This is a genomic window from Paenibacillus sp. FSL W7-1287 (assembly GCF_038004245.1).
GTDB classification, from domain to species: Bacteria; Bacillota; Bacilli; order Paenibacillales; family Paenibacillaceae; genus Pristimantibacillus; species Pristimantibacillus camelliae.
Genome location: NZ_JBBORD010000001.1, coordinates 1,617,629 through 1,633,914 on the forward strand (window position 1 = coordinate 1,617,629; position 16,286 = coordinate 1,633,914).

Consider the following 16,286-nt stretch of genomic DNA (forward strand, 5'->3'; position numbering starts at 1 on the left):
TAGAGGTAACTTCAAACGCTCGACTTTGATGACGAAGCAGCGCGTTGTAGCGTATTCGACATCGAAGATAGCATTCATCGGGAGCCTGCGGTGCTCGCGTACCAACTAACGCACGTTGCGCTCCTCATTCCCTAGCTTCATGCTATCTTCTCGGTCCTGAAAGCCAAGCGTTTGAACTACTAATTTAGAGGAAAGTTCAAACGCTCGACTTTGATGACGAAGCAGCGCGTTGTAGCGTATTCGACATCGAATATAGCATTCATCGGGAGCCTGTGGTGCTCGCGTACCAACTAACGTACGCTGTGCTCCTCGTTCCCTAGCTTTATGCTATCTTCTCGGTCCTGAAAGCCAAGCTTTTGAACTCATATTTAGAGGTAAGTTCAAACGCTTGGCTTTGATGACGAAGCAGCAGCGCGTTGTATCGTATTTGACTTCGAATATAGCATTCATCGGGAGCCTGCATTGCTCGCGTACCAACTAACGTACGCTGTGCTCCTCGTTCCCTAGCTTTATGCTATCTTCTTGTTGTAGCGTATTCGACATCGAATATTGGACTCTTAACGGAATAAGTACCAGAGGAGGATTGTTATCGTGAACATTCTTGTTATTGGCGGCGGTGGTCGTGAGCATGCGATTACTTGGTCCTTGAAAAAAAGCAGCAAAGTAAACAAGCTGTATTGTGCGCCAGGTAACGCAGGTATCGCTCAAATTGCTGAGTGCGTGCCGATTGGTGTATTTCAGTTTGATGAGCTTGTAGCATTTGCGAAGGAAGCAAGCATTGATCTTGTATTCGTTGGCCCAGATGATCCGCTAGCGCAAGGCATCGTTGATGCATTCGAGGCGGCAGGCATTCCTGCGTTCGGTCCGAATAAAGCAGCTGCAGAGATTGAGGGCAGCAAAATTTTCATGAAGAATTTGCTGAAAAAATACAATATACCTACTGCGAAATATGAGACATTTACAAGCTTTGAAACGGCTCTTGCTTATTTGAAGGAGCAGGAAGCACCGATCGTTATTAAAGCGGACGGCTTGGCAGCAGGAAAAGGTGTTACTGTAGCAGCAACACTTGAAGAAGCAGAAGAGGCACTTCGCTCTATCATGCTGGACAAAGTATTTGGCGATGCAGGCAATCAAGTTGTTATTGAGGAATTTCTTGCAGGTCAAGAAATGTCTATACTAGCATTTGTAGATGGCGAGACTGTTAAGCCAATGGTGCCTGCTCAAGACCATAAGCCGATATTTGATGGCGATAAGGGTCCAAATACGGGCGGTATGGGTACATATACACCGCTGCCTCATATTGATTCGTCCATTGTGGAGGATGCGATTGTCAATATTATTGAGCCAACAGCTAAAGCAATGGTAAGCGAAGGTCGTCCTTTCCGCGGTGTATTGTTTGCCGGCCTGATGATTACGAAGGATGGTCCGAAAACGATTGAGTTTAACGCACGTATGGGTGATCCTGAGACACAGGTTGTGCTTCCTCGTCTGAAAACGGATCTTCTGGAAATCGTGCTTGCTGCAATGAACGGTACGCTTGCTGATCTTACGATTGAGTGGGATGCTGAAGCAGCTGTATGTGTTGTACTTGCATCAGAAGGGTATCCTGGCAGCTATCCGAAAGGTAAAGTAATTACTGGTCTTGAAGAGGCTGAAGCAACAGGAGCACTAGTATTCCATGCAGGTACTGCACAAGAAAATGATGAGATCGTAACAAGCGGCGGACGTGTGTTAGGAGTCGTTGGTCGTGGACAAGACATTGCATCTGCACGCCAGCATGCGTATGAAGCTATTGCCAATATTAAATTCGAAGGTATGCAGCATCGAAACGATATTGCGATGAAGGCTTTGGTTTAAGCTAACAATGTATAATTATAAAAAGCAGCGAGAGCACTTTACAGTCGCCTCACTGCTTTTTATATACAAATTTGTTAGTAGAATTTCTATTTCTTCTCATCAAAAGGAAGTGCCCACGCGCACAGACAAATAGCTACTACAATGATTAAATACACTATAATTGGAATGTTACTGAATAGACCTCCACCGTCTAACTGAGCGATAACCTGAGCCAACATTAAAATGATAGCACATCCGATAAGTATAACAACGAAAATTAAAGTAACTAATGCCTTAATCATTCTATCCCTCCCAAATTAGATAGTCCCCCGCTTTAATGACAAGCAAACTTTTCATCATTATTATAATATCCTAATTAAACCATATTTTCTATTTAATATGATTTTGTATATGTTAAGATAGCTATAGATCTGAAGATTATTGTGACCACGTTAACCAATCATGCGACAAGGAGGGGTTTAGTGAAGAGGGTATGTTATTTGTTGCTTGCGATACTTTTACTTACAGCCTGCAACTCCGGGCAGAAGTTAAGCATGAAAGACATCATAGAGGCTTTCGACAACAAAGGAATAAAACTAATCGATAAAAATGAGCACGTAAATTATTTTGAATTGAATGGAAAGAAAGCAATAACCTACAAACTCGACAATGGTGAAAATATATCAATCTATTTATTCAACTCAGAAAAGAACAGAATTAAAGGACTTGATGATTTCAATAAACAAGCAAGCAAATACGACATGCCAGTACCTTCTATATATGAAGTCGAGAATGTTCTTATTCTATACTGGTATAACGGAGAAACCGGTTCAGCAACTCAGTATGACGCCACCATTACTGAAGCCGTTGAAGCTCTAGCTATCATGTTCAATAGCTAATGAACGGTTGTGCATGGTCCTAATTAATTTCTGATTTACTTGTCAATTACCTCCAAATACGACAGTGCCACGCCCAACGGAGTAACTGGTGAGGTAGGCTCACCAAAGCGCCACCCACACACCGCCCCAGCGGAGTAACTGATGAGGCAGGCACACCGAAGCAATGCCCACACACCGCCCCAGCGGAGTAACTGGTGAGGTAGTCTCACCGAAGCGACCGCCCACACACCGCCCCAGCGGAGTAATGGTGAGAGTGGAAAAGCGAAGCGGTTGCCTTTGTCCTCTGATTTCTACAATTAATATACTTCAAGAAATCAGAGGACAACAGCAATAGTAACCTCACCATCTACGTAGCGCTGAAATCAGCGGCCAACAGCAATTGTAACCTCACCATTTACATAAACCATTTATTTAGCACTAGGCAGAAAGAACCAATTTCAAGAAACACCCAAATTCCCCTAAAATTCTCGCAAAAGATTAAGATTCTCTCATAAATCTATGTTATAATAGAGTTATATAGAAAGCGTTGTCGAAGAAGCTCGTCAAGTGCACGTGGCGAAGTGGATCACAGCTTTTTTCTATCATGTAGCTGCATGAATATGATCTGAAGAAAGGTTAATAGAGGGTGAGAATGATGATGCACAAAAACTTCTATTTCAGGTCATTTCAAGTTGCGGTCTTAGCGTTCATATTAATTGTAATGGCAGGATGCTCCTTGTATCCTTCTATTGAGCCGCATAAGCCTACTTCTATGCCATCAACTATTTTTACTAATTTAGTAGCAACAGATTCTCACTCCAAATTAGTAGATTTGCCTAATGAACAACAAGAGGCAACAGATGGACAATCTTATACGGGAGCTTCAGATAAAATGGGAAATGTAGCTGCAGATTCGCAAGCGCATTATTCAGAATTTGATGAGATAGAGCCAATCGAGGAAGTTCTTGAGAAAGCGGATTCTTCTATCGATCAAGAGGAAGCATCGTCAAGTATACATGAAGAGGAGCAGCAGCAATCAATGAAAATTGCAATTACATTTGATGACGGACCAGATTTGAAATTTACACCTCAAATATTAGATATTTTGCAGGAAAAGAAAGTAGTTGCTACCTTTTTTGTCGTTGGTATTCAAGTTAAGAAGTATCCTGAGGTGCTGCAAAGAATTGAAGCTGAAGGTCATCTAATTGGCAATCATTCCTATAATCATCCTAATTTTACGAAATTAACGCGTGAAGAGCTGGCTGATGAGATCACTCGTACCGATGAACTTATCTTCGGAGCAGTTGGGCATGTACCGACAATCGTACGTCCACCCTATGGTGCAATTAACGATGCGAACTATGCACAGATCGAAGAAATGGATAAATCGGTAATGCTCTGGAATATTGACCCACGTGACTGGGATGGCTCTTCTGTTGAGGATATGCTGGAAAATATTCTTGCAAATGCGAAGGATGGGGGCAATATATTGCTTCACAGCTTTGGCAGCAAGCATGTTGAAAATACGGTAACCTTGTTGCCGCTAGTTATCGATGAGCTTCGAGAACTTGGATATGAATTTGTTACTGCTGATGAATTATAATAATCATAATAAACTATAAGAACATAAGATAACTGATTTTATCGTAAGCTAAAGCTACATTGCAGCTGCGATAGAATCAGTTTTTTGTTTGCTGCTTAAGTTGACATACCGCGGCATCCGTGATATCTTTTATTTATAATTCATAGTATACAGGTCGGAATAATGAAGATTGAATAATGATATATGGATAAAGTAAAACCTTGATAGATCATACAGCTTGAAGCTTAAGGTTGAACACGAGGAGGCAATCCGTCTAATGGAAAAACAACTGACAATTACGCATGATCATCTGGAGCTAACAGCGACGCTCCATTACCCTACAGCTGGCGAAGGTCAGACAACTTTGCAAGAAAAACGCCCTATTATCGTCATTTGCCATGGATTTGTAGGAAGCCGAATTGGGGTAGATCGCTTATTTGTAAAAACAGCCAGAGCGCTTGCAGCAGAAGGGAATTTTGTCCTTCGCTTCGATTATGGCGGCTGTGGGGAGAGCAACGGCGATTATGGTGCATTAGGCTTTGATTCCATGGTTGAGCAGACGCGCACCGTTCTTAATTATGCTACGAGTTTGGATTGCATTGATCCTACACGCGTTACACTTCTTGGGCACAGCCTTGGAGGTGCGGTATCTATTATGACTGCGATTAAGGACAGACGAGTAAAGCGCTTGATTCTATGGTCCGCTGTCGGCTATCCTTTCAATGATATTGTCCGCATCGTTGGACGGGAAGGCTATGATGAGGCTTATCAATCGGGGCGAACAGATTATCAGGGCTATTCACTTTCACCGATCTTCTTCGATTCATTGATGGAGCATCAGCCCTTCCAATCGTTAACTCGTTTCTCAGGTGATGTTTTCTTAGTTCATGGTACGAGTGACGATATTATCCCAGTCGATTATACCTTTCTATATCAGAAGCTGTTCTGGACAAGAGCAGAGGGGACGTGTGAAAAGGAAATTATATTTCAAGCGAACCATACGTATTCAACGCATGCTCATCAACAGGAAGCGATTCATGCGACCATCGGTTGGCTTAACAAGCTAGAGGAACAAAAGCAGGAATGGTTGAATTGGTCGATCTAAGTAAGTATGTTCTATGAAATATTAGAAGTATGCAAATGAAGGAATAGGATCATTAGCATAAATTATTGAAGTAAGACACCAAATTACAGAGCATGAAGCGCACCGTATAATGATGCATACGATGTGCTTCATGCTTATCTTCTACGTTTATATTTACCGTTGTATGGGATGTCTATATCGATTTCCAAGTGTTCAAGTGATTTTTCATCTAATATAAATTTTTTACCATTGTTCGTCATTCGCTTCCACGCGTCTGGATCTTTCATCCGAAAGCTGTGCATGAGATAAAATAAATCGAGCTGTTCTTTTAAACTTAATTCATAAGCCTCCATTATTTCTTTTTCAATTTGTTTTCTTGCAAGCTGTATCATCTTAGGGTAGTCGAGTTCACTTAAATATTCATTCAACGAGCCTTTGAAGTGAGCTTCTACCGTAAACTTCGGCTCTCCATTTACTAGCTTTGTTTTCTTCTTTACTTTTGTATTATGAAGAATTAACACCGCATATTCCTTCTCCTCATCCTTCACAGTTAACATCGTTCTTGTCAACCTAGGATCTATCCAGCGCATTCCTTCTAACTGATCTATAGGTAATATTTTCTTCACACCATTATGAGACTCAAAATATGCTCCAATAATCTTTAATAGCTTTAATTTTCCCTCATTCGTTTTCCATTGCTCATTGTCTGTACCGATCACTGGAATAACGGTAATACGATCCGGTTCATTGGAGATAGATATATATTTAAACATTTGGATTGGAGGAACCGTTGATCCTTGTCTAAAAGAATTCATCGGCATATGCAGTATAGAAAAGAGAGACGTACGATCATAGAATGAATTGGTTAGAAAAATCTCCTCAATCGAACCATCGGTTACATAAAACCATGTATTGTATCGAGTCTCTGGAGAACGATAGATATGACCAGCTAACTTTTCAAGCGACCTTATCGCACGCTCCGTTACTACAATCGCTTTCGTATGTCCCCAGTCGATACGGACTTGAGAGGTGGCATACAGATTAGAAACAGCAATATTAAGTGAAGTGCCTTCTCCTTTCCCAACATATGTATTGATAGGAGATCCTGCACCCTGTGATTCCATACGAGCAATATTCTCAAAACGAACGATTTGTGCATACACAAAAAACATCTCACCGTCGTAATCAACACCTAGACTAGTGACATAGTGCTGATTCTGGATGTCTACTGCGCTCCAGCAGCCAGGCATCAGCGTCAGCACAATACATATCAAACAGATTTTAATACTGCTTCTGAACATGTTCAAGGCTACTCATCCCTTTTTGTTTTCTTCGTATGAAGGTAGGTCGGACGTCCCCTACGAAAACGCATCGGGACCTGAAAGATCGCAATAATAAAGTTTTTAAAATTAAATGGTGCCATCGGAGCCAAATATGGTATACCGAACGACCGTAAGCGAGAGAGAAACAATATAAACAAAATGTAAGCGATGATCACACCATAGATCCCAAATGTGGAGCCGAATAAAAACGCTATGAACCGTAAAAATACGACACTGCTCGTTAGTGATTGGTTTACGAGCGTAGCCCCAGTAATGATGGAAATGGCAGCAACAACTACGATAATAGGAGAAACTAGGCCAGCACGTATTGCGGCTTCTCCCATAATAAGACCACCGACCACCGTAATGGTTTGAGCCATATTACTTGGCAACCGTAAACTTGCCTCTCGAAACAGCTCCATAAAGGTCATAATTAAAAACATCTCGATTGGTGCTTCCATTGGAATACCTGTACGTGCTAAGGAAATGGTAGCAAGCATCGTAAAGGGCACTTGATCTGGGTGAAAAGTCGTCATCGCAATATAGAAAGAAGGCAAGAAGATCGTTGCTAGTATCGCTAGCACACGAAATAACCGGCCTACATTGGAGGCGAACAGCGGAAAATAGCTGTCCTCTGGTGATATAAGCAGATGCAAGAAATTTCCCGGTGCTAGTATGGCCATTGGATTGTTGTCTAACATTAGTACGAAGCGGCCATTTAGTAAATTCTGAACGATATAGTCTGGCCTTGAGGAGTAATCCATTGTCGGAAACAGATACGTACTGTCTCCCACGAGCTCTTCTAGCTGCCCAGTTGTAACAACCTGCTCTACGTCAATCTTTGCGATTCGATTCTTTATCTCAGCGATGATCCCTTCATTCGCAATGTTTTTTATATGATAGATTGTCAAGCTAAGTGCGACAACTCGTCCATAATCGCTTCGTGAGAAGTTTTCCAACCTAGACATTTACGTGGTCTATGGTTGATTAAATCTAAAGCACATTCAAGTTCAGCTTGATCTATCGTGTTTAAGTCGAACTTCTTAGGAAAGAATTCTCTGAGAAGCCCATTGGCATTTTCGTTACTGCCTCTTTGCCAAGATGAATAAGGATCAGCAAAGTAAACCATCAAGCCGTGCTCTTCTAACAATGCTTGATGGCAAGCGAATTCCTTCCCACGGTCAACGGTAGCTGTAAACATAGGTAAAGCAAGCTCTTCTAAAGCCGTAGCAACAGCTTTCTCCATAGACAAGGCTGAACGGTCAGGCATTTTTACAGCGTAGTAATAGCGTGTTTTTCGTTCGACAAAGGTAGCCAAGCAGCCTTTACTTTTACCACGGCTAGAAACGACAGTATCAAGCTCCCAATGACCAAAGGTTTCACGTTGCTTCACTTCTTTTGGACGTTGCCTGATGGATAATCCAAGATTAAAGCGACCTCTGCTTTCACGAGGCTTTCTACGCTTTCCCTTGTGTCGCAAGAAGATGGTGTTTCCTTGGACGAGTTTCCCCTGGTAAATCCAGCGATAGATGGTCTTAAAGGATACCGCGTGCTCAGGATCGTCTTGTTTCATTCGACCTTCAATTTGTTCTGGAGACCATGTTGCAGCCAGAGTTTGAGTAAGGTAATGTGCTCTGTCTTTGTTCCACTTTCCTTTTGGTTTACTTTGCATCCGCTTGTGCTGATAATCGGCTTGTGCGTCGCTAGCCTCATAAGTAGAAGAGTGGTTATTCATGCGTTGTATTTCACGAGAAACCGTAGAATGGTGGCGCTTGATCTGCTGTGCAATGGCTCTTGCACTCCATCCTAAATGTAATAATGTTTCTATTTTTGTACGCTCGTTTATGGTAAGATGTGTATAGCTCATGACGAGTTCTCCTTGTAGGTGGTGTCTGGTAACTTCATTCTACACGAATTCGTCATGAGTTATTTTTTTAGGTGTCGCACTTCATATTACAATCTTTCATATAGATAAGCGCTAGCTTAGTGTCTGTTATGGTGCCGACCATATATGGCTCAACGATAAGATCTTCATTTCTTACTCTTTTTCGAATGAGAGCAATATTTACACCTATATCCTCGACCAATCCATCCTTTGCACCACGAATCGCTATCTCCGATGATGACTCCTCTGGCGTGCGAACAGGGATTTGTGCACATTTTATCGACATGATTAAACTTAACGAAGGAAACACACAGATTATATTCCCTTCAAACAGCAGGTTGGACATCATTCGAACGGTAATTGGATTTTCCTTACTACCTTGAACGAGCCAGCTAATCAAGGGAGATTTCTCCATCTGAATCTTATTGGAGAAGCCAGTTTGTTCATATACTTTTGTTAAAGCAGGAAGAATCGTTTCCTTAAATTCGTTATTATCGGTAAGCACCTCCGACATGATAAATAAAACCTCGACCGGCGGCTTCATATAATAACGGCTCGCTACTGAGTCAGTAGAATAATATTTACTGAATATGAAAATATCCGACGTTCCCTCATACAAGGATTGAAAGGTTTCCCTATCTAGCTTGTTCATATCAAGTGTGCTTTCATGATTCAATGTCATTCTCCATCGACTCCTTTCGATTCACAATCCATTGTGTTATTCCGATCGCAAGACATAAGACGATCACGAAGCCAAAAAGCGCGGGAAAATAGAAGCTCTGTAAGATGTAAAGCATCATCTCCGATCGCCACGGTAGGAACAGCAGCCCAATCATCAATACTTTCAATAACGTCATGACGATATAACGTTGCTTGTTCGTTTTGAATTGAAAGATATCGACCATTAAATAAAGTGATATGGCAGAGCGTGTAATCGATCCTGATAACCACTGATAGATCGATAGAAAATCAGTATGCTGTAGAAGCTGACCAAGGCTAAGTATTTTCCATTGGTCGTAGGCAGTATGCCGTTGCTTCATCGCTTCCTCGGGTCCAAACTCTGTAATTCCGCCAATAATTGGTCCCATTGCAATCATGAGCATAAACAACCCGAATAGAAATAGCTGCCAAGGCTTAATCTTCTTCTTCACTTGATGAGCGAATAAGATATATATCCACACGTCAAACAGGGACGACAGAACATAGAAGCTACCATGAATAGGCGGTTGTAACCCCTGATCAAAAATCGGAAACAATAAGGAGTAATCTTTAAATTTCACATTAGAAAACGAAATGAAGTATCCAAGAAATGAAACGAGCGGAAGCAGTATCGATGCAACGATCGCAATAGACTGCAATCCAGAGAATGCCATGAAAAAACAAACAAGAACAAAGCAAAGCATAATAACGAAAATTGGAGTTTGCTGTAAATAGGTCGAATTCGTCCACATGACCGTATCGATCATCGTGTAAAAGGAGTTAAAGAACAAAGCCCCGCAAAAAACAATTTTCATTAACCACCCCATCCATTTTCCCCAGTGCTGCTCGATCCACTCCATTAACGAAATTTTATTTAAGCCGTGTACAAGCTTAATAAATATAAAAATCCATATCAAATATATTGGGGCAGCTATGATTACAGATACCCAAGAATCTCGGCCTGCAATATTTAAGATAACAGGCAAGGCCATTACGTGAGACAAAATCCCTGTGCTTAATATAATGATTGAAGAAGCTAGCCATACACTAATACCGCCACGTTGTACATCGATCATATTACTGCTAATTCCTCTCTAATAAATACCATTATGAAGTTATGTTGTGATATTTATTGGATTTTTAGTCGCAATTTGGAGAAAAGTCAACACATCGAGGCAATTCCGTGGTTAAATGAAATAGGAAACCTATAATCTAGGAGGCATAAAATGAAGTTGAAATTTGGTCTTATTCTACTTGTGCTCGTCATGGTGGTTGTAACTGCGTGTGGTAAGGAAGATGTGAAGCAAGAGGTTCCTCCACTTGAATCAACTCCGCCGCCGACAGAGGAAGCTACACCAACACCTGCTCCGCCAACCTATCCATCACTCCTGTCTGGAGTCGGTTTTGAGGAGCAGAATAACACCCGACCTGTTGCTGTGCTTATTAATAATCTTGCGCCTGCACGCCCACAAAGCGGCTTAACCGAGGCAGATATCATCTGGGAAGTGCTTGCCGAAGGAGGAATTACAAGACTAATTGCAATCTTCCAAAGCACGGAGACTGCTGATTTTGATATTGGTCCTGTACGAAGCAATCGTCCATATTTTATTGAGATTGCCGATAGCTACGATGCAATTATTGCACATGCAGGGGCAAGTAATGATGCCTATGCGATCCTACAAAAGCAAGGAAAGCCTTATTTAGATGAAATATCGAACGCGGGCAGCTACTACTGGAGAAGCTCTGAGCGTAAAGCCCCGCATAACTTATATACGAATTTGTCCAAGCTGCGTGAAGGCGTAAGTAAAAAGGGGTACAGAGAGGAAGCTACCATTCAAGGCTATAGCTTTCTAACTGAAGCTGAAGCAGAGTCGATGCAAGTAGGCTCTATTAAGCAGCTTGATGTACAGTTTCAGCTAAAGGGATATAAAGTCAGCTATCAACTTGACGAAGGGGTATATAAACGCAGCATTAATGATGAGCCGCATATTGACAAAAATAACGATAAGCAGCTATCTGCTGTAAACTTAATCTTTATGCAGACTAATCATAAGGTGCTCGACAATGAAGGACGCTTGAGTGTAGATTTACAATCGGGCGGCAATGCACTCGTTATACAGAATGGACAGTCGATAGAAGGTCAATGGATAGCTGCTGAGGATGGTATGCTTCGTTTCGTTAGCAATAATGAAGAGATCAAGCTGCTTCCAGGACAAAGCATTATCCATATTCTACCTACAGGAAAGACTATTACAGAGCATGTCAATTGGGAATAGTACGATTGAATCGTTATGATTCCATCAATTTCGACAAGGAATGAGAAAATATATGAAAATAATTATTAATTTTTCATTAATGTTTACATTGCGTTAACAAATCTAGGTTACACTATTTCATGGCGAACGCATCGTGAGCTACCATTCTTAAGTCGATAAAGGGGATTGACATGTTCAAGAAAACCAAAAAAGATATTTTCTTCAGAACCTTTGAAGAAATGGCTGATACTATAGTAGAAGCGGCTGAATACTTTGCAAAAGGTGTATCCGATCTTTCAGATGTTGAATCATTTGTAAAGAAAATGAAAGAATATGAAAGCAGCTGTGACCAAAAAACACATACGATTTTGAGTGAGCTGAACAAAGTATTCATTACACCTATTGAACGCGATGATATTATGGCGCTAACAACATCACTTGATGATGTAATGGATGGTCTAGAAGCAACAAGCATGCGTTTCCTCATGTACGGTGTGAAGGAGAAGGATGAGCATATTACAGCTTTTGCTGACATTCTAGTTCGTTCCGCACATCAAATCAAAAGTGCGATTGATCTTCTAACGCAGAAGAAACTGTTACCGATTCGTGAACATAATATTGCTATTCATGGTCTTGAAAACGAAGGCGATGACTTACTTATCTCTTGTATTACAAAGCTGTTCAAGGATGTAACGGACCCGATTGAATTGATCAAGCGTAAGGAAATATATGAACGTCTTGAGCAAACAACGGACTGCTGCGAGGATGTAGCAAATACACTTGAAACTATCGTTATGCGTAATAGCTAAGCGGGAGAGCAGAGGTCATACAGATGGAAATATATGTATTAATAGCTGTTGTCTTTCTTGCATTAGCATTTGACTTTATTAACGGGTTTCATGATACAGCAAATGCAATCGCAACCTCCGTTTCTACGCGTGCACTTAAGCCAAGAGTTGCTATCATGCTTGCTGCAGTGATGAACTTCTTAGGTGCTGTTACTTTTACTGGCGTAGCGAAAACGATCGGTAGCGGTGTAGCTAACCCAGCGGATTTGCAGCATGGGGTTGAGGTGGTTATCTGTGCACTTATCGGTGCAATTGCCTGGAATCTTATCACATGGTGGTTTGGAATTCCTTCCTCCTCCTCACATGCGTTAATCGGAGCATTAGCTGGTTCGGTCATTGCCGCAGAAGGCTTTGACAAAATTAATGCTAATGGATTTTTAGATATTCTTAAAGCATTGTTAATTTCACCGCTTATTGCATTTGTTGCTGGTTTTATTATTATGTCTATACTTAAAATCATATTTGCAAGAAAGAGTCCACACTCAATCAATAAGGGCTTCCGATCTGGACAAGTTGTAACTGCGCTATTTCAATCGTTCTCACACGGTACGAACGATGCACAGAAAGCGATGGGGATTATCGTATTCGCTCTAGTCGCAGCTGGCATTCAGGATAATATGGACGTGCCACTATGGGTTAAATTTTCTGCTGCGCTTGCGATGGCACTAGGTACTGCAGTTGGTGGCTGGAAAATTATTAAAACGATGGGGACTAAAATCTTCAAAATAGAACCGATCAACGGATTTGCTGCGGATATGGGCTCAGCGCTCGTAATTATTTCTGCGACATTCCTCCATTTGCCGGTAAGTACGACGCATGTCATTACATCCTCGATCCTCGGGGTAGGTAGCGCTAAGCGTTTTGCAGCCGTGAAGTGGGGCGTTGCCGGACGAATTGTTATCGCTTGGTTTATAACGATTCCAATTTCCGCTGGTATCGCAATGGGCTGCTTCTATCTCTATAAAGCAATATTTTTATAGTATAACTAAGAGACCTCAGTGCTCATCGTATGATGAACCTGAGGTCTCTTCTGTTCATTGTGTAGCTTAACGTGACGGTGGGCGCTTCATTAAGGGAGTGGAAGATCTGCGTGTTGTATTCGATCTACCTTGCCCGTTACGTCTTGGTGATGCTGAGCGGTTCGATCTAGTCGAACGTGGTTTTGTCGGTGTTCTTGCACGGCGTCTAGCTGGGATAGAGGCTTCAGTAGGCGGCGTGGCACCAGCTTTATTTTTACCTAGCACACCGGTGACAACCTTAACCATCGGTGCAATCTGACCGACCGTGCTGACGACCTTTTGCACTGTCGTAACCGTACTTAATATTCCTTCTAGTCCTCCAAACCGATCAACGAGACCTTTCAATTCATCAATATTGGCGTATTTAGTTAGGCTGGCAAGGCTAAAGCCGCTTGAAGGCTTCTTTTCTTTTTCCGTATTCGTTTCTACTTCCTGCACGGCAACAGCATTGCTTTGTGCTGCCTGAAACGGAGAAATGCTAGCACTTGTTGAATAGTATCCTTGTGGTGGGCGAGCCTGAGTAATCGTGCCAACATGCCCATGCCCATGTCCGAATTGCTGAGGATGAAAGGTTGAGGCGTGAACGCTTTGTGCTGGATTTCTCCGATAAGCATAGGCTTGCGTATGTGGAGAGGAATTCATCTTCAATCACAACCTTTTACATTTCGTTATGATAGCATATGAGATAGGCATTAGCGTGGTCTGGATATTCGCCTAGATAAACAGAAATAAATTAGACAAATGTTCATATTGGCAGAGTCTGTAATTCTTTAAAGCGTGAACACGGTAATGTTTGAACTATTGCTTAAATCAAGCTACAATAAATATTAGAAATACAGACCGTAAGGAGAGATCCCTTTGCAATTAAAAAAGTTAAATGATAAATCGATCGATCAGCTCTTTGAAGCGATACTAACCTTGAAGGATGTGGAAGAGTGCTACGTGTTCTTCGAGGATTTGTGTACGGTGAATGAGATCCAATCGATGTCACAGCGTCTTGAGGTTGCCCGCATGCTCGGTAACGGCAGCACCTATAATCAAATTGAAACGGAAACTGGTGCGAGCACAGCAACAATCTCACGTGTAAAACGCTGCTTGAACTACGGCAACGACGGGTATAAGCTTGCGCTTGACCGCATTAAGAAATAATGATGAACATGAAGCACGGTATTCTTGTTATAAGTCACGGCTCAAGAGAGCAATCATGGGTGAAGGCTGTTGATGAAGCGGTTGAAGCAGCTAGGCAGCAATGGCTGGCGAATGCATCAGATGAAGCGGAGCGGGCTAGTCGAAGCATAATACCAGTCTATTCTTCCTATTTAGAATTGGTCGAGGGGCATCTGATCCAGGACGGAATTGATAAACTTGAGCAGGAGGGCGTTACACATATTCATGTAATGCCTTTATTTGTTTCTAGTGGAAGCTCTCATGTAGATGAGATCAAGCAGGCGTTCGGATTTGAGCCGGCGTGTGATTTTATTGGAGATCTGGAGCCATTTCGTTTTGGGGCACATATTTCCTTCGATGAGCCGATTGGTGTTGAGCCAGAAGTGGTGCGTATTCTGCAGAAACAGATTGAGGAGCAGCTGAATCCTGAGCACGAGGAGGCAGTGCTTCTGCTTGGTCATGGTAGCAGTATGACGTACTTCTATGAAAAGTGGGAAGCGGGTATGCAGCAGCTTGCAGCTGTGTTAGGCGATAAGCTTAACGTGCAAAAGGTTGCCTACGCGCCGCTATTGCCAGATGGTTCACGAGCAGCACTAGTTGAACTGAAGCAGATAACTCCTCATGTAATCGTTATTCCGCTGTTTATTAGTCCAGGATATTTTACAAGACATGTGATTCCAGCTCGGTTAGATGGGCTAGACTATACGTATAAAGGGTCGACCTTGCTTCCACACTCAGAGATGTCTAAGCTGCTTTGCAGAAGGTTTGAAAGCTATGCATTGGATAAGGAGTGCACGCAATGAAAAGAGCGAGATTAATCTACAACCCGACCTCAGGTAGAGAAGAGATGCGCCGCAGATTGCCAGATATATTGCAGAAGCTAGATGAAGGCGGTATTGAGGTATCCTGCTATGCGACGCAGGGCGAGGGCGACGCAACGGCGGAGGTAGAGAGGTCGCTTGCAAGAGGCGGCTACGATATGATTATCGCAGCGGGCGGTGATGGCACACTGTACGAGATTATCAACGGTCTTGCCAATAAGCCGAATCGATTGCCGCTTGGCATTATACCTGTAGGGACAACGAATGATTTTGCTCGAGCGATGGGCATCCCAAAGCACTGGGAGTATGCTTGTGAGCTTATCATTAATCAATATAAAGAAAACATCGATGTTGGTCGTGCGAATGAACGCTACTTTATTAATATTGCAGGTGGCGGCTTCTTAACGGAGCTGACCTATGATGTGCCGATCAAGCTGAAGACGATGATTGGTCAGCTTGCTTATTATTTAAAGGGGATGGAGAAGATGGTGCATCTTCGTCCGACCGAGCTTACCTTTCAAGCTGAAGGTGTAGGAGAGTTTGTTGGTGAATTTATGCTGTTTCTTATTTGCAACAGCAACTCGGTAGGCGGTTTTGAGCAGCTGGCTCCAGAATCGAAGCTAGATGATGGACTTTTTGACGTGCTGCTAGTGCGCAAATGCAATTTAGCTGAATTTATTCGGCTCGTCACATTAGCGCTGCGCGGAGAGCATTTTGGAGATCCGCATGTCGTGCATTTCCGCACGAACCGTTTAACCGTTACATCTCCAGACAAGGTTCAGCTGAACCTCGATGGAGAGTATGGTGGAACATTGCCGGCCGTATTCGAAAATTTACCATTGCATATTGAGATATATATGGATGAAACAGGGGAGTCGACCTACAGCTAG

17 protein-coding genes are annotated in these 16,286 nt (G+C 42.4%); 10 read left to right on the forward strand and 7 right to left on the reverse strand.

Translation table 11 applies throughout. The features are described 5' to 3' along the window. Nucleotides 1–591 precede the first annotated feature (591 nt). Nucleotides 592–1,857: a phosphoribosylamine--glycine ligase gene (gene purD / locus NSQ99_RS07265; protein ID WP_340835941.1), complete on the forward strand. Its 1,266-nt coding sequence runs from the start codon at nt 592–594 to the stop codon at nt 1,855–1,857. An 86-nt stretch (nt 1,858–1,943) separates the two neighbouring features. Here the strand turns inward: purD and NSQ99_RS07270 are convergent, their stop codons facing one another. Next, nucleotides 1,944–2,138 carry a hypothetical protein gene (locus NSQ99_RS07270; protein WP_340835942.1) on the reverse strand — a complete coding sequence of 65 codons (195 nt, stop codon included), beginning with the start codon at nt 2,136–2,138 and terminating at the stop codon, nt 1,944–1,946. A gap of 180 nt (nt 2,139–2,318) precedes the next feature. Here NSQ99_RS07270 and NSQ99_RS07275 point away from each other — a divergent pair, with 180 nt between their 5' ends. From NSQ99_RS07275 to NSQ99_RS07285, 3 genes are all read left to right on the forward strand, one after another. Continuing rightward, nucleotides 2,319–2,735 (forward strand): hypothetical protein, encoded by a 417-nt coding sequence (locus NSQ99_RS07275; RefSeq protein WP_251669638.1) that lies wholly within the window; start codon nt 2,319–2,321, stop codon nt 2,733–2,735. A 631-nt stretch (nt 2,736–3,366) separates the two neighbouring features. After that, nucleotides 3,367–4,317, forward strand: a complete 951-nt coding sequence (locus NSQ99_RS07280) for a polysaccharide deacetylase family protein (RefSeq protein ID WP_251669636.1) — start codon at nt 3,367–3,369, stop codon at nt 4,315–4,317. A 256-nt stretch (nt 4,318–4,573) separates the two neighbouring features. Continuing rightward, nucleotides 4,574–5,401, forward strand: coding sequence for an alpha/beta hydrolase family protein (locus NSQ99_RS07285; protein ID WP_251669634.1), 828 nt, complete (start codon nt 4,574–4,576; stop codon nt 5,399–5,401). 134 nt (nt 5,402–5,535) lie between these two features. Here the strand turns inward: NSQ99_RS07285 and NSQ99_RS07290 are convergent, their stop codons facing one another. The 5 genes from NSQ99_RS07290 to NSQ99_RS07310 form a co-directional block, all read right to left on the reverse strand. After that, entirely contained in the window at nt 5,536–6,681 is a 1,146-nt protein-coding gene (locus tag NSQ99_RS07290) for a Ger(x)C family spore germination protein (RefSeq protein ID WP_340838751.1), read from the reverse strand. A gap of 8 nt (nt 6,682–6,689) precedes the next feature. Then, a complete protein-coding gene (locus NSQ99_RS07295) occupies nt 6,690–7,613 on the reverse strand; it encodes a spore germination protein (protein ID WP_340835943.1) in 924 nt (307 codons plus the stop codon). Next, nucleotides 7,610–8,569, reverse strand: coding sequence for an IS30 family transposase (locus NSQ99_RS07300; RefSeq protein WP_340834498.1), 960 nt, complete (start codon nt 8,567–8,569; stop codon nt 7,610–7,612). Before NSQ99_RS07300 ends, NSQ99_RS07295 begins: the two co-directional genes overlap by 4 nt. Before the next feature lie 67 nt (nt 8,570–8,636). Beyond that, nucleotides 8,637–9,269 (reverse strand): spore germination protein, encoded by a 633-nt coding sequence (locus NSQ99_RS07305; RefSeq protein WP_340835944.1) that lies wholly within the window; start codon nt 9,267–9,269, stop codon nt 8,637–8,639. Continuing rightward, a complete protein-coding gene (locus NSQ99_RS07310) occupies nt 9,253–10,362 on the reverse strand; it encodes a GerAB/ArcD/ProY family transporter (protein ID WP_340835945.1) in 1,110 nt (369 codons plus the stop codon). Before NSQ99_RS07310 ends, NSQ99_RS07305 begins: the two co-directional genes overlap by 17 nt. A gap of 150 nt (nt 10,363–10,512) precedes the next feature. On the opposite strand from NSQ99_RS07310, the gene NSQ99_RS07315 reads away from it, so the two are divergent. The 3 genes from NSQ99_RS07315 to NSQ99_RS07325 all read left to right on the forward strand — a co-directional run bounded on the left by NSQ99_RS07315 (nt 10,513) and on the right by NSQ99_RS07325 (nt 13,369). After that, a complete protein-coding gene (locus NSQ99_RS07315) occupies nt 10,513–11,562 on the forward strand; it encodes a DUF3048 domain-containing protein (protein WP_340835946.1) in 1,050 nt (349 codons plus the stop codon). A gap of 170 nt (nt 11,563–11,732) precedes the next feature. Beyond that, entirely contained in the window at nt 11,733–12,350 is a 618-nt protein-coding gene (locus NSQ99_RS07320) for a DUF47 domain-containing protein (protein WP_251669626.1), read from the forward strand. A gap of 17 nt (nt 12,351–12,367) precedes the next feature. Further along, nucleotides 12,368–13,369 carry an anion permease gene (locus tag NSQ99_RS07325; RefSeq protein ID WP_445670541.1) on the forward strand — a complete coding sequence of 334 codons (1,002 nt, stop codon included), beginning with the start codon at nt 12,368–12,370 and terminating at the stop codon, nt 13,367–13,369. A gap of 66 nt (nt 13,370–13,435) precedes the next feature. On the opposite strand, the gene NSQ99_RS07330 is transcribed toward NSQ99_RS07325, so the two are convergent. Further along, nucleotides 13,436–14,050 carry a hypothetical protein gene (locus NSQ99_RS07330; RefSeq protein ID WP_340835949.1) on the reverse strand — a complete coding sequence of 205 codons (615 nt, stop codon included), beginning with the start codon at nt 14,048–14,050 and terminating at the stop codon, nt 13,436–13,438. 216 nt (nt 14,051–14,266) lie between these two features. Between NSQ99_RS07330 and NSQ99_RS07335 the strand changes: the two genes are divergently transcribed. The 3 genes from NSQ99_RS07335 to NSQ99_RS07345 are packed head-to-tail and all read left to right on the forward strand — an operon-like array spanning nt 14,267 to nt 16,286. Then, nucleotides 14,267–14,557 (forward strand): YerC/YecD family TrpR-related protein, encoded by a 291-nt coding sequence (locus tag NSQ99_RS07335; protein WP_251669622.1) that lies wholly within the window; start codon nt 14,267–14,269, stop codon nt 14,555–14,557. Further along, the gene (locus tag NSQ99_RS07340; protein WP_340835950.1) at nt 14,557–15,378 is read left to right on the forward strand and encodes a sirohydrochlorin chelatase; all 822 of its coding nucleotides are present in this window, start codon (nt 14,557–14,559) and stop codon (nt 15,376–15,378) included. Before NSQ99_RS07335 ends, NSQ99_RS07340 begins: the two co-directional genes overlap by 1 nt. Further along, nucleotides 15,375–16,286, forward strand: a complete 912-nt coding sequence (locus NSQ99_RS07345) for a diacylglycerol kinase (RefSeq protein WP_340835952.1) — start codon at nt 15,375–15,377, stop codon at nt 16,284–16,286. Before NSQ99_RS07340 ends, NSQ99_RS07345 begins: the two co-directional genes overlap by 4 nt.